Annotated in this window: 10 protein-coding genes and 1 pseudogene; 8 read left to right on the top strand and 3 right to left on the bottom strand. The window is 34.8% G+C overall.

The genetic code is table 11. The annotated features are described in order from the left end of the window. The first annotated feature begins 11 nt into the window (after positions 1 to 11). The 7 genes from D9R05_RS11000 (at position 12) to mgtE (ending at position 8,342) form a co-directional block, all read left to right on the top strand. Complete coding sequence (locus D9R05_RS11000; protein ID WP_121667280.1) at positions 12 to 932, top strand: bifunctional riboflavin kinase/FAD synthetase; 921 nt, start codon at positions 12 to 14, stop codon at positions 930 to 932. 6 nt (positions 933 to 938) lie between these two features. Beyond that, positions 939 to 2,261, top strand: a complete 1,323-nt coding sequence (locus D9R05_RS10995; protein ID WP_121667279.1) for an HTTM domain-containing protein — start codon at positions 939 to 941, stop codon at positions 2,259 to 2,261. 113 nt (positions 2,262 to 2,374) lie between these two features. Beyond that, the gene (serS, locus tag D9R05_RS10990) at positions 2,375 to 3,646 is read left to right on the top strand and encodes a serine--tRNA ligase (RefSeq protein WP_121667278.1); all 1,272 of its coding nucleotides are present in this window, start codon (positions 2,375 to 2,377) and stop codon (positions 3,644 to 3,646) included. Between the two features lie 282 nt (positions 3,647 to 3,928). Beyond that, positions 3,929 to 5,713: a tetratricopeptide repeat protein gene (locus tag D9R05_RS10985; protein WP_121667277.1), complete on the top strand. Its 1,785-nt coding sequence runs from the start codon at positions 3,929 to 3,931 to the stop codon at positions 5,711 to 5,713. 121 nt (positions 5,714 to 5,834) lie between these two features. After that, complete coding sequence (locus tag D9R05_RS10980; protein WP_121667276.1) at positions 5,835 to 6,143, top strand: DUF4286 family protein; 309 nt, start codon at positions 5,835 to 5,837, stop codon at positions 6,141 to 6,143. Next, positions 6,140 to 7,009 carry a 16S rRNA (adenine(1518)-N(6)/adenine(1519)-N(6))-dimethyltransferase RsmA gene (gene rsmA / locus D9R05_RS10975; protein ID WP_121667275.1) on the top strand — a complete coding sequence of 290 codons (870 nt, stop codon included), beginning with the start codon at positions 6,140 to 6,142 and terminating at the stop codon, positions 7,007 to 7,009. The genes D9R05_RS10980 and rsmA overlap by 4 nt, the downstream gene beginning before the upstream one ends. Next, the gene (gene mgtE / locus D9R05_RS10970) at positions 6,990 to 8,342 is read left to right on the top strand and encodes a magnesium transporter (RefSeq protein ID WP_121667274.1); all 1,353 of its coding nucleotides are present in this window, start codon (positions 6,990 to 6,992) and stop codon (positions 8,340 to 8,342) included. The genes rsmA and mgtE overlap by 20 nt, the downstream gene beginning before the upstream one ends. Here mgtE and D9R05_RS15625 read toward each other — a convergent pair. Next, positions 8,331 to 8,984, bottom strand: a pseudogene (locus tag D9R05_RS15625) (DUF4870 domain-containing protein). The gene mgtE and the pseudogene D9R05_RS15625 sit on opposite strands and share 12 nt — an antisense overlap. Positions 8,985 to 9,074: 90 nt before the next feature. Continuing rightward, a complete protein-coding gene (gene mfd, locus D9R05_RS10955; protein ID WP_121667271.1) occupies positions 9,075 to 12,455 on the bottom strand; it encodes a transcription-repair coupling factor in 3,381 nt (1,126 codons plus the stop codon). A 138-nt stretch (positions 12,456 to 12,593) separates the two neighbouring features. Between mfd and D9R05_RS10950 the strand changes: the two genes are divergently transcribed. Beyond that, a complete protein-coding gene (locus D9R05_RS10950) occupies positions 12,594 to 13,949 on the top strand; it encodes a dihydrolipoyl dehydrogenase family protein (protein WP_121667270.1) in 1,356 nt (451 codons plus the stop codon). 206 nt (positions 13,950 to 14,155) lie between these two features. On the opposite strand, the gene D9R05_RS10945 is transcribed toward D9R05_RS10950, so the two are convergent. After that, positions 14,156 to 14,941, bottom strand: coding sequence for a tryptophan-rich sensory protein (locus D9R05_RS10945; RefSeq protein WP_121667269.1), 786 nt, complete (start codon positions 14,939 to 14,941; stop codon positions 14,156 to 14,158).

Genomic DNA, 14,941 nt, shown 5'->3' with positions numbered 1-14,941 from the left:
TAAAATCAACTATGGAAGAATTTCTTCAGAAAAAAGATGCAGTAATAACCATTGGTACATTCGATGGCGTTCACGTGGGTCACCGCAAAATAATAAAACGCTTGGTAAATTCAGCAAAAAAAAATAATTTAAAAGCGACTGTGCTCACATTTTTTCCGCACCCAAGAATGGTTCTTCAGCAAGAAAGCGATATTAAACTCATAAATACTATTGAAGAACGTAAACAAATTTTAAAAAAAGCCGGCGTAGAAGAAATAGTAGTTTATCCGTTCACTAAAGAATTTTCTCGCCTCACCGCGCAAGAATATGTACAATCTATTTTAGTAAAAAAACTACATGCAAAACGCGTAATTATTGGTTACGATCATCGCTTCGGAAGAAATAGAACCGCAGATATTAACGATCTTAAAAAACTCGGAAAACAATTTCATTTTGAAGTTGAAGAAATCTCTAAAGAAGATATCGAAGAAGTTGCCGTAAGTTCAACTAAAATTAGAAAAGCCTTAGAAAACGGTGAAATAGAAAAAGCCAATACGTATTTAAGTAAACCGTTTATGCTTACCGGAAAAATTGTAAAAGGAAAAGGTTTAGGAAAACAATTAGGCTACCCTACCGCAAATTTGCAAATTGAAGAAGACTATAAACTTATTCCAAAAGGCGGCGTTTATGTGGTGAGTTCTGTAATTGATAAGAAAAAATATTACGGAATGATGAATATTGGAACCAACCCAACCGTTGGCGGAAAAGAACAAACTATAGAAACTTACTTTTTCGATTTAGATAAAAATCTCTACGGAAAAGAAATAAGCATTCACTTACTTACTCGAATTCGTGATGAGCAGAATTTTAATGATGTAGATGAATTAATTTCAGCAATGAAAGAAGATGAAGAATTTAGTTTTAATTACCTTAAAAAACACAAATCAACCTAAAACGCAATGCTTCAAAAATGGTTGTTCAAACAAGTAGATAATAGCGCGTTAATTGTTTTTCGCGTATGTTTTGGTTTACTCATAACTATTGAAGCCTGGGGCGCAATTTTTACCGGCTGGATTAGAAGAGCCTTAATTGAACCTACGTTTACCTTCAATTTTATAGGGCTTGATTTTTTACAACCGCTTCCCGGTAACGGAATGTATTATTATTACGCCGTAATGGGTCTATTTGGCGTTTTTGTTACCCTCGGCTATAAATACAGATTTAGCATGGCAAGTTACACGCTTATGTGGTCTTGTGTGTATTTTATGCAAAAATCGAGTTATAATAACCATTATTATTTATTGATTCTCATTTGCATTTTTATGCTAATTGTTCCCGCGCATCGCTATTTTTCTCTTGATGTAAAGCAAAACTCGGCATTAAAAAAATTCTCAATGCCCAATTGGGTAAATATTTTCATTATTCTACAATTGTGGATCGTTTATACGTATGCTTCGGTAGCGAAACTTTATCCCGATTGGCTCGACGGAACCGTACCAACTTTATTAATGAAAAGCAAACAGCATTACTGGCTTGTTGGCGACTTTTTACAGAACGAGTGGGTTCCTGGAGTAATCACATATTTTGGATTAATATTCGATTTAATTGTAATTCCATGTTTACTGTGGAAACCTACACGAAAACCCATTTTTATTGCCGCGATTTTCTTTCATCTTTTTAATAGTTTCATTTTTCAAATCGGAATTTTCCCTTATTTGTCGCTTGCTTTTTGCTTGTTTTTCTTTCCGGCAAAAAGTATTCAGCAACGCTTTTTACCGAAAAAGAAATTTTACGAACTTGAAGAAGTCAACATTCCGAAATACAAACCTGCTCTGATGAGTTTTTTTGCGGTTTGGTTTTTACTTCAGCTTTGCCTTCCACTTCGCCATTGGTTTATTCAAGATAATGTTTTATGGACAGAAGAAGGTCACCGATTAAGTTGGCGAATGATGCTTCGTTCCAAAAGCGGAAATAGTACGTTTAAAATCGTAAATAATACTACCGGAAAACGGACAATTGTTCCTAAACGGAATTATTTATCGAAAAAACAAATGCGCATCGTTTCTACAAAACCAGATGTTATTTGGCAATTTTGCCAACGTCTGAAAAAAGAATATGAAGAAAAAGGAGAAGATATTTCAATTTATGTAAATGCAAAAGTTCGGGTAAATAACAGATCTTCGCAACCATTAATCGACCCAAAGGTTGATATGGCAAAAGCCGAATGGAACTATTTCTCACATAACGACTGGATTTTACCTTCAAATTTGGAAAAGCAATAAGTAAATGCCTATTTATAATCTCCATTTTTTCTGCTAAAAAAGAAATAGATAATCCTTAACTTTGAAGTTTATATTTTTCTGAAAAAAGTAATTTACCTCAAAACTAAAAACCGATGTTGCAAGTCACTCAAATTAGAGAACACAAAGAAAGCTTTATTGCTGCTTTAAAAAAGCGAAACTTTCAAGCTGAAGAACTTTTTGAACAAGTGCTTCAACTTGACGAAACCCGTCGCGCTACGCAAACCGAATTAGATAATACCTTGGCAGAATCTAATAAACTTTCTAAAGAAATCGGGATGCTTTTTAAATCTGGCGAGCACGAAAAAGCTAACAAAGTAAAAGCGCAAACCGGAAGTTTAAAAGAGAACTCTAAAAAATTATCAGAAAAACTTCAGCAAGTGGAAGAAAAAATAAATCAAATCCTTTACACCATTCCTAATGTTCCGCACGAATCGGTTCCTGCAGGAATTTCAGAAGACGATAACGAAGAAATTTTTAACGAAGGTGATATTCCCGTTTTAGCTGAAGGAAGTTTACCACATTGGGAATTAGCTAAAAAATACGACCTCATTAATTTTGATCTAGGAAATAAAGTTACCGGCGCTGGTTTTCCGGTTTATAAAGGAAAAGGAGCACGACTACAACGCGCGTTGATCACGTATTTTCTCGATAAAAATATTGAAGCGGGTTATACCGAATATCAAGTGCCGTTAATGGTAAATGAAGATTCCGGGTTTGGAACCGGGCAATTACCCGATAAAGAAGGGCAAATGTACCATGTGCAAAATGACGATTTGTATTTAATTCCGACTTCAGAGGTGCCGTTAACCAATATGTTTCGGGACGATTTATTAACCGAAAAAGATTTACCGATTCGTTGCACTGCTTTCACACCTTGTTTTAGAAGAGAAGCGGGATCTTACGGTGCGCACGTTCGCGGATTAAATCGTTTACATCAATTTGATAAAGTTGAGTTGGTGAATTTGGTAAAACCAGAAGATTCTTATGAAACCTTAGATAATATGGTAGCGCACGTAAAAAATATTTTACGTGAATTAAAATTACCATATCGCGTATTACGATTATGTGGCGGCGATTTAGGCTTCACCTCTGCCCTAACCTACGATTTTGAAGTCTTTTCTACCGCGCAAGACCGTTGGTTAGAAATTTCTTCGGTATCAAATTTTGAGACTTTTCAAGCCAACCGCTTAAAAGTTCGTTATAAAAATAAAGAAGGTAAAAAAGAATTGGTACACACCTTAAACGGAAGTTCATTGGCTTTACCACGCGTACTGGCCGGAATTTTAGAAAATTACCAAACTGAAAACGGCATTAAAATACCGGAGGTTTTAGTTCCGTACACCGGTTTCGATATGATTGATTAAGAATTTGATTTTTTCGGCCTATCGAAAATTTATCGTAAAATTTGAAGTGAAATCACCGTAAAATTTTAGGCTGTTTGATCCCGATGGCAATCGGGAGAGTTCCTAAAATTTAGGTGATGAACAATAAATTTAGATAAAGATTCGTAAGCCTAGATTTTTTTGGTTCGTTTTTTCATCAATGGAAAAAATGAACGCTCTTAAATCGCCAGTCAACGTTTAATGTTTATCAAGATAATTTCGTTTAAAGCAATATTTCAAAACGCATTTTGTTATCTTAGCAAGATGCGTTTTTTTATTTCCATACTATTCTTTTTATTTAGCAGCTTTGCCTTTTCACAATCGCTAGAATTAGCCAAAAATTATTTTGAGCAAGGCGAATATGAAAAAGCCAAAAGCGTTTATAAGAAATTGTATCAGGAAAACCCTAGAAATCTTCAATTTACCTACGGATTAATTTCTTCGATGCAAGAATTAGCCGAATATGAGGAAGTTGAAAACATCTTACTCAACAACAAAAAGCAACTTTCCATTTACCCTAATTTATTGGTAGAATTAGGATACAATTATCAATTACAAGAAGAAAATGAAGCCGCGGAAAAATATTACCGCCAGGCAATTGATAAAGTTAATGATCAACCCAATTACGCCTATCCTATCGGGAACGCTTTTCAGAAATACAGCTTGCTAGAAGAAGCTGTTCAAGTTTATGAAATATCGTTGAGCGAACGTCCAAACGCCAGTATAACAGTGCAATTAGCACGAATTTATGGTGAACAAGGACAAATCGAAAAAATGTTTAACAGCTTTATTAAACTTATCGAAGAAAAACCGGAATATTTTTATGCTGTAAACAGAAATTTTTCGGCTTATGTTACCGAAGACCCCGAAAATGAAGCCAATCAAGTTTTACGAAAATTATTGCTTAAAAAAATTCAGCAAGAACCAAAAGTCTTGTATAACGAATTGCTGAGTTGGTTGTTTACCCAGCAAAACGATTTTAAAAAGGCCTTTATTCAAGAAAAAGCAATTGCCCAACGCAGCCCCGAAAAAAACTTAAGTAAAATTTCGAGCTTAGCCTTAATTGCTGCAGAAGCCGGCGAAATTGAAGATGCAAAAGAAATATTGAATTACGTGACAGAAAATGCCGCTACAGATCGTAATAAAATTGCTGCCTATGGAAATTTGATGCAAATAAAAATTGATAATTCCTCAAGTGAAGACATCGAAAAAATTGAAGAAGATTTTCAGCAGATTTTTGAAAGCTTCGGAAAAGAAAACGAAACCTTTCAACTTCAAATTCAATACGCAAAATTTTTAGCCTTCAACAAAGACGAAAAAAACAATGCTGAAGAATTACTAAATAATTTACTAGCAAAAAACATCAACAGATTTCAAGAAGCCAATATTAAAATGGTATTGGGAGATATTTTGGTGTTAGAAGAAAAATTTAATCAGGCTTTAATTTATTACAGTCAAGTGCAAAAACTGGTAGAAAATACAGAACTTGCACAAGAAGCGCGTTATAAAGTGGCGCAAACAAGTTACTACAAAGGCGATTTTGACTGGGCGCAAACACAACTCAAGATTTTAAAAACTTCTACCTCGCAATTAATTGCAAACGATGCTCTGCAACTGAATTTATTAATTTCAGACAATTCACAAGAAGATTCGACACAAACCGCTTTAAAACTTTTTGCAAAAGCCGATTTGTATAAGTTTCAACAAAAAGATCAACAAGCGTTTTCTATTTTAGACAGCATCTTGCAACAGCATAAAGGCGAAAAAATTGAAGATGAAGCGCTTTTTAGAAAAGCACAGCTCTTAGAAAGTCAGCAAAAATATGCGATGGCAGAGGCAGCTTATCAAAAAATTGTTCAGTATTTCGGGCAAGATATTTTAGCAGATGATGCCCATTATTTTTTAGCTGAACTTTATCAAAATCAATTAAACCAATCGGAAGAAGCAAAAAAACACTACGAAGAAATTATTTTTAATTTCGCCGACAGTATTTATTTTGTTGAATCTAGAAAAAAATATAGAAAACTCCGCGGAGATGCAATTGAATAAACTACCTAGGGGCAAATAAACAAAGTACTTGTTGGATTTTTTAGTTTCAGAGTAAACCTTGGGGCATTATGTCCTTTTACGGCATCAATAAATTAAACTTATCTTTGCAAAAAATTATGCTATGTACATTTACAATGTTACCATAAATATTATAGAAGAAGCACACGACGAGTGGGTTAAATGGATGAAAAAAGAACATATCCCAGATATGCTTTCTACCGGAAAATTCACCAAAGCCTTAATGACACGTGTTTTGGTACAAGAACAAATGGGCGGAATTACGTATTCTGTTCAATATACTACTGAAAGCAAAAAAATGCTCGAGCGTTATTATGAAGAAGACGCCGATACCTTGAGAAAAAAATCAGCTCGCTTTAAAGATAAATTTGTAGCATTTAGAACGGAGTTGGAGATTATAAGCGAACAATGAGTAAAAACTACAAAAAAAAGATAGATCGGTTTTCTGATAAAAAAGAAAATGCTAATTCGCCGGTAAAAGCCAAAAAACATCTAGGACAACATTTTCTAAAAGATGAAAATATTGCAGAAAAAATTGGCGACACCCTCACGTTAAACGGTTACAATCAAGTCTTAGAAATTGGTCCGGGAACCGGCGTACTCACAAAATACCTTTTACAAAAAGATCTAAAGGTTTTCGCGATGGATTTGGATACCGAATCTATTGAATATTTAAACACTAATTTTGAACTTGATCATCCTGAAATTAAAGCCAACAAAGGTTTTCAAGTTTTAGAAGCTGATTTTTTAAAATACGATGTTCAACAAATTTTCCGTGAAGAACAATTTGCCATTACAGGAAACTTTCCGTATAATATTTCTACGCAAATCGTTTTTAAAACCTTAGAAAATCGAAACCAAATTCCTGAATTTACAGGCATGTTTCAAAAAGAAGTCGCCAAACGTATTTGCGAAAAACCGGGCAGTAAAACCTACGGAATTCTTTCCGTTTTAACCCAAGCTTATTACGACGCAGAATATTTATTTACCGTTCCGCCAAGCGTTTTTAATCCGCCGCCAAAAGTAGATAGCGGAGTGCTTCGCCTTATCAGAAAAGAGAATTTTTCGTTAGAATGCGACGAGAAATTATTTTTTAGAGTCGTAAAAGCCGCCTTTCAGCAACGACGAAAAACGTTAAGAAACAGTTTAAAAACCTTCAACCTTAGTGCAGAATTAAAAGAAGATAGTATCTTTGGTCAGCGACCCGAACAATTATCGGTAGCTCAATTTACCCAACTTACCCAAAAGATAGCGAAGGATGCAATTTCAGATCAGTAGGGAGTTTATCGAACAAATAGAGCAACTTGTTGAAGATAAAAACAACAAGCAACTCCTTTTACATTTAGAAGATTTACACCACGCCGACATTGCCGAAATTCTAGATGAACTTTCGCTAGACGACGCCACATACGTCATTAAACTTCTTGGAAGCGACAAAACCGCCGAAGTTCTTATGGAACTCGACGAAGACGATCGAGAAAAAGTCTTAAATAATCTTACGGCAAAAGAAATCGCGGAAGAAATCGAAGAGATGGACACCGATGATGCCGCCGATATTGTTGCTGAACTTTCGCCAGAAATTAAAGAACGGGTAATTGCGCAAATTGAAGATGAAGAACACGCCGATAACATTGTAGAATTATTGCGTTACGACGAAGATTCTGCCGGTGGTCTAATGGCAAAAGAGCTCGTCAAAGTTAATGAAAATTGGAGTGTTACGGGTTGTATGAGCGAAATGCGCGAACAGGCCGAAAATGTACGTCGTGTACATTCTATTTATGTGGTTGATAATAAAAATAGATTAAAAGGAAGACTCTCTTTAAAAGATTTACTTACTGCTGCAAGTTCGGCGCAAATCAGTGATATTTATATCGATAAAGTAGATTATGTAAACGTGCATACCGAAGGTGAAGAAGTCGCTAGAATTATGCAAAAATACGATCTTGAAGCTATTCCTGTAGTTAATGAAATGGGCAAACTTGTCGGTAGAATTACTATTGATGATATTGTAGATTTTATTCGTGAAGAAGCTGAAAAAGATTACCAAATGGCAGCCGGTATTTCTGAAGACGTAGAAGCAGACGATAGCGTTTGGCAACTTACCCGCGCTCGTTTACCCTGGTTAATTTTAGCTTTATTGGGAGGTTTTATAAGTGTAAGTGTTTTAGAAACTTTCGATTCTGCCATGCAAAAACATGCCTCTTTATTTTTCTTTGTTCCGTTAATTGCCGCAATGGCGGGTAATGTTGGTGTACAATCTTCTGCCATTGTGTTGCAAGGTTTAGCCAATAAAAGTTTAAAAGGCTCGCTCCTCAAACGCTTATTAAAAGAAATTTTACTCAGTTTGTTCAATGGTTTTGTACTTTCGGTTTTACTTATTGTTGGCGGAATGTTGCTCCTCGATCTCGATTTCGATTTTGGCTTAACCGTCGGTATTTCACTAATTTCAGTAATAATTACCGCTTCTCTTATCGGGACTTTTGTTCCTATTATTTTAGATAAACAAGGTATCGATCCTGCGATGGCAACCGGACCGTTTATTACCACCAGTAATGATATTTGCGGAATCCTTATTTATTTTTCCATCGCTAAACTTATCTTAGGATTTTAAAAACCGTATTGTAGGAAAATACTTTGTCCTTTTTTGCTTGCTGCTTTTTATAGCGTTTATAATTGCAAAACAAATAAGGTAAACATATAAAAAACCTCCAAAAGCATATAAATAGAGAACTGTTTTCATTGGATCAAATCCTGAAGTAAAAAACGAAACATCAGAAGGATTAACACGCAAACCTCTCACTTTAAGAATCATTAAAATTATAGAGCCTAAAAATATAAGAATAAAAATAAGCGCCAGCGATAATTGAAAATTTAAAAATTTTCTTTCCTTCTTTAGCTATTTTTTAGATTCATTTTTCTTAGCGATCCATAAAACCCAAGGAACTAAAACATTTAAAAATGGAAATAACAAGATACTTAGGGAAGATAGGTGTAAAGCAAGTAAATATCCTGAGGAATTTTCTTCAGTTTTTTTTGGTTTTTCTGAGGTGCTTTCCTCCTCAATTAAGTCTTTAATTTCAACTTCTAAAGCTTCAGCTAATAAACACAAGGTTTCGCCTCTTGCTTGAGAATATCCTTGTTCAATTCGCTGAATGGTTCTTAATCCTAAACCTGATTTTTGAGCCAATTTGTCTTGCGAATAACCTTTTTCCTTGCGAAATTGCTTAATTTTTTTAGCCCGAATTTCTGCCATAATTTAGTTTGCTTATCGTGGCAAACCTAATAAAAATGTAACAACAGAGTGGCGTCATTATTACGCCAAACTTACGTCTTTCACTATTTATTAAGCTATTTCTTCTTTAACTTTCGTGCGAAAATCCAAGGGTTTTAAAACTTTTAAAGCTTTTTCTATCGAATTGATTTTATCAAATGTCAATAAAAGTCGTAACCCGTTTCGGGTTTGTTTTTCTTTCATTTTACAAGATTGCGGGTGACTTTGTACGTATTGTAAAACTTTGGTAAACGTTTGTGTTTGGTAAAAACGTGACTGCTGATCGGCGATAAAATAGCCCACAAATTTTCCTTTTTTCAAAATAACACGTTCCAAACCAATTGAAGAAGCAATCCATTTTATTCTTACGCTGTTTAACAGATCAATTGCTTGTGTGGGTAATTCTCCAAATCTATCGGTTAACTCTGCTTCAAATTTTTGTAATTCTTCTTCAGTACTAAGACTGTTGAGCTTGGTATATAAATTTAAGCGTTCTGTAATATTATTGATATAATCATCGGGGAACAAAATCTCGAAATCCGTATCAATTTGTGTTTCTTTTACGAAGGTTTTTTCTTCAACATTTTCTTGATCGGCGTAGAGTTCTTTAAACTCATTTTCTTTCAACTCTTCAATCGCTTCACTTAAAATTTTCTGATAGGTATCGAAACCTATTTCGTTGATAAATCCGCTTTGTTCACCGCCTAATAAATCTCCCGCACCACGAATTTCCAAATCTTTCATCGCGATATTAAAACCACTTCCTAATTCTGAAAATTGTTCTAAAGCGGTAATTCTTTTTCGCGCATCGTCGGTCATTGCAGAATATGGCGGCGTGATAAAATAACAAAATGCTTTTTTGTTGCTTCGTCCAACTCTACCACGCATTTGGTGTAAATCTGACAAGCCAAAATTATTCGCATTATTTATAAAAATAGTGTTGGCGTTGGTTACATCAAGTCCGCTTTCTATAATTGTAGTTGAAACCAGCACGTCAAACTCGTTATTCATAAAACTGAGCATCAATTTCTCCAGTTTTTTTCCGTCCATTTGTCCGTGACCAATTCCTATTCTCGCATCGGGAACCAAACGTTGAATCATTCCGGCGACTTCCTTAATATTTTCAATTCTATTATGAATAAAAAATACTTGTCCGCCACGCTGAATTTCATACGAAACCGCATCACGAATACTATCTTCAGAAAAACGAATTACGTGACTTTCAATCGGGTAGCGGTTTGGCGGCGGTGTAGTAATTGTCGATAAATCGCGCGCTGCCATTAAACTGAATTGAAGCGTTCTCGGAATTGGCGTTGCTGTTAAGGTTAGCGTATCTACATTTTCCTTAATCGTTTTTAATTTATCTTTTACAGCGACACCAAATTTTTGTTCTTCATCAACAATTAGCAAGCCTAGATCTTTAAATTTTACCGCTTTATTTACCAATTGATGCGTTCCAATAATTATATCTACACGTCCATTTTCTAAGTCTTCTAAAGTTTCACGACGCTCTTTTGCAGTTCTAAATCGGTTGAGGTAATCTACCGTCACCGGAAAATCTTTTAAACGCTCAGAAAAAGTTTGGTGATGCTGAAATGCCAAAATAGTTGTTGGTACTAAAACAGCAACTTGCTTCCCATTATCTACGGCTTTAAAAGCCGCACGAATGGCAACTTCAGTTTTTCCGAAACCAACATCGCCACAAACCAACCGATCCATTGGTCGCTCGTTTTCCATATCTTCTTTCACCGCTTGGGTAGAAGAACTCTGATCTGGCGTATCTTCATAAATGAAAGAAGCTTCCAATTCATGTTGCAAATACGTATCGGGACCGTAAGCAAAACCTTTTTGTAAACGACGCTTGGCGTATAATTCAATTAAATTATAAGCAATATGTTTTACGCGCGCTTTGGTTTTCTTTTTAAGTGTTTTCCAAGCTTTACTACCTAACTTATAAATTTTAGGCGCTTTACCGTCTTTCCCGTTAAATTTGGTGATTTTATGAAGCGAATGAATACTGAGATACAAAACATCGCGTTCTCCATAAATCAGTTTTATGGCTTCTTGTTGTTTTCCTTCGACATCTATTTTTTGAAGTCCCCCAAACTTTCCTATTCCGTGGTCAATATGCGTAACATAATCGCCAACTTCAAGATTTGTTAATTCTTTTAATGTAATGGCTTGCTTTTTTGCGTAGCCATTTTTTAAATGGAATTTATGATAACGCTCAAAAATCTGATGATCGGTATAACAAACCATTTTTGCATCTTCATCAATAAAACCTTGAAACATTGAAAATACCACGGTTTGGTATTTTACTTCTTGTTCTTGGTCATCAAAAATATCGTGAAAACGTTTTGCTTGTTGTTCGCTTACGCAAGCAATATAATTGGTGTAACCTTTTTGAGTGTTTTCAATTAAATTCTGAATTAATAAATCGAATTGTTTATTGAAGGAAGGCTGTGGTTTTATTTGGTAAGCAATACTTTTTGTGGGATTTAAAAAAGCCTGATTACCTAATTCTACCGTAGAAAAATCTAAAAGTTGTTTTCTGATTAACGATGAATCACAAAATAATTCTTTCGGTTCACTTTGTTTTACTTCGGAAGAAAGTTGGGAAAAAGCTTCTTCCGCTTTTTTGAATAATTTATCGAGTTGAGCCGAAAATAAATCGAGGTTTTTGATAAAAACCACCGTTTTTGAGGCGATGTATTTTAAAAAGCTTTCCCTAATTTCATCTAAATGCTTATTCTCCACATTCGGCATCACCGAAATTTTCTTCACCTTGTCTGTAGAAAGTTGCGTTTCTACATCAAAACTTCGAATGCTGTCAACTTCATCACCAAAAAATTCAATTCGGTAGGGTTCGTCATTACTAAACGAAAACACATCGATTATTCCACCGCGAACAGAAAATTCACCCGGTTCGGTTACAAAATCTACGCGCTTAAATTTATATTCAAATAAAACTTCATTTACAAAATCGATGGAAAGTTGATCGTTCAACGAAATTTTCAACGTACTCCTGTCAAGCTCTTTTCGGGTAACCACTTTTTCAAAAAGTGCATCCGGATACGTAACAATTATTGCCGGTTTTTTTCGGGAATTTATCCGATTTAAAACCTCAGCCCGAAGCAAGACATTGGCATTATCAGTTTCTTCAATTTGATAAGGTCTGCGGTAACTTCCGGGATAAAACAAAACGTTTTTTTCCCCGATAAGTTGTTCTAAATCGTTTAAATAATAAGCCGCTTCTTCTTTGTCGTTAAAAACCAACAAATACGGTTTATCACTTTCTTTAAAAGTATTGGCAAGTACAAACGATAGCGAAGAACCAATTAAGCCTTTTAGGTGAACTTTTAAACGATCTTCTTTAGATTGGGCAATAGCGTTTTGCAATTCCTGCTGCTGCGGGAGTTGTGCAAAGCTTTGGGCGATAATTGTTTTACTCATTGCCGCAAAGATAAATGCTTCTGCAATGCTTCACAATAGCGAATAATTATTTAACGCTTTCTTTATTTTGGTTTTATCATTTTTATAACAGTACTTTTTCGGTTTTCCTTGTATTTTCAGTCACATAAAAATAAAATTATGGCCTTAAAAGAGTTTGATGTATTTGTGATTGGTACAGGAACAGCTGGAAAAAATGTAGCCAAAGCTTGTGCAAAAGCAAGGCAAAAAGTTGCTATTGCCGATAATAGAGAATTTGGCGGAACTTGTGCTAATAGGGGTTGTGACCCGAAAAAAGTACTTGTTGGTTTATCTGAAATTTTAGACCGATCTCATAAAATGTTAGGCAAAGGAATTACAGAAATGCCCAAATTTAGTTGGGAAGATATCCAAACGTTTAAGAAAAAATTTGTTGATGCTGTTCCGGCTGCGACTGAAAAGGATCTAAAAAAACTAGGGATAGAATTATTTCATCAGTCGCCAAAATTTTTAGACGAACAAACGCTGTCTGTTGAAGGGAAAACAATTAAAGCAAAAAAAATTGTCATCGCTACCGGAAATAAACCGACAGAACTAAAAATACCCGGAAGAAATTTTGCACTTGTTAGTGACGATTTTTTAGAATTAAAGAATTTACCCGAAAGCATGATTTTTATTGGCGCCGGTTATATTGGGATGGAATTTGCCCATATTGCTGCAAGAATGGGTGTAGATGTTACCATGATAGATTTCGCCGATCGTGCATTAACGCCTTTTGAGGAAGCAATTGTAAATCCGCTAATTGAAGCTTCAAAAAAGTTAGGCATAAAATTTATGTTTAACACGTCAGTTTCTGAAATTGAAAAACTCCGAAAAAATTTCCGCGTAAGCGTTTTACAACAAGAGAAAAAAATTGATATAAAAGCTGAATTAGTTTTTAATACTGCTGGAAGAATTCCTTCCATCGATGAATTAGATTTAGAAAAAGGAAATGTAAGTTTCACCAAAAAGGGAATTTCAGTCAATAAATTTTTACAAAACCCAAGTAATAAAAATGTGTATGCTTGTGGCGATGTTTCAGATAGTGAAGGTTTACCCTTAACTCCACTTTCTTCACAAGAATCTAAGGTGGTAATTTCTCATTTAACTGAAGACAACATTAAGCAAGAGGCAAAATATCCGCCCCAACCTTCGGTAGTTTTTACGAATCCTCAATTAGCTTCAGTTGGCTTAACAGAAAAACAGGCGCAAGAAAAAGGTTATGAAATTGTAGTTGAAGAAAAAATGCATCTTAACTGGTTTAATGCAAAACGCATAAATGAACGAAATTACGGTTACAAAACCATCGTCGATAAAAAAACCAACCTTATTTTAGGCGCTCATATAATTGCCCCGGAAGCTGGAGAAATGATCAATCTTTTTGTAATGGCGATCTGTGGAAAATTAAAATGCCAAGATCTTAAAAAAATGATTTTTGCCTACCCAACTTGGGGAAATGATATTAAAGGAATGGTTTAGTTAGTATTGAGAATTGAGTAATGAGATATGAGTACTGAGATTTTGAAAATAGATACTTGGATGTAGATTTTAAAATTGCTGTATAAGTTAGGAATTTTCAAATCAGCAAATTGAAACATTATCAAATCACCTAAAATCTAACAGTGCAGCAGTCTAAATCCTAATCTCTAACAGGCGAAGCCGATCTAATTACTCAATTCTAACTACTATTTCATCAATTGATACATTGGATTTTGCTTTCGGTTTATAAAACCGTGATAAGCGGCATAAATTCCTATCAAAATTGCTCCAATTAAAGCTGAATAAGCTATTTCTGAAATTTCTCCGGAATGACGAACATAAATTGCCAGTAAAGCCCAAATTCCTACAGCAGCAAATTCGCGCATATTTCGTTTATAAATCATCAAAAGATTCAAAAGCGTAGCAATAAAAATCATTACAATTGTCCATTGAATTTCCGATAAAAAAACGCCGTCCCAATTTAATTTCACCAAATAAGCTGAAATATTTGCAATAGTCGCTACAGCAATCCAACCGGAATATAAACAAATTGGCCACCAACTTGAAGCAATCACTCGAAATGGCGCATCCCAACGTTCCATATTTGTATTAAGAATAATCTTAATTAACGAAAATAGAATCACTAACATAAAAAGTACTGAAAGCCCAGTATATTCAAAATACCAAGCAAAAATCCAACACATATTGGCAAGATTTGCCAATGAAAACCAATATTTGGTTTGTACTAAAAATTCAGTATGTTTTTTTAACCCAAAAGCTTGATAAAGCTGATAACCGGAAAAAGTTAATAGCGAAAGATAAATTAACCCCCAAATGGCAAAAGCGTAACCCTCGGGCGTAAATAAGGAATTATATTTCGCACTTAACGAAATCATTGAATTTCCATTCAACTTTACGGCTTGCGCATAATATGTTACCGCAATCGCGCCAATTACAGAACTGAAATTTAAAATTGAGTAGCGTTTTTCCAT

It is taken from the genome of Mesonia aquimarina (assembly GCF_003667275.1).
Taxonomy (GTDB): Bacteria; Bacteroidota; Bacteroidia; order Flavobacteriales; family Flavobacteriaceae; genus Mesonia; species Mesonia aquimarina.
Note: the sequence above shows the minus strand (reverse complement) of the source record. Positions and strands in the feature narration are given on the sequence as shown.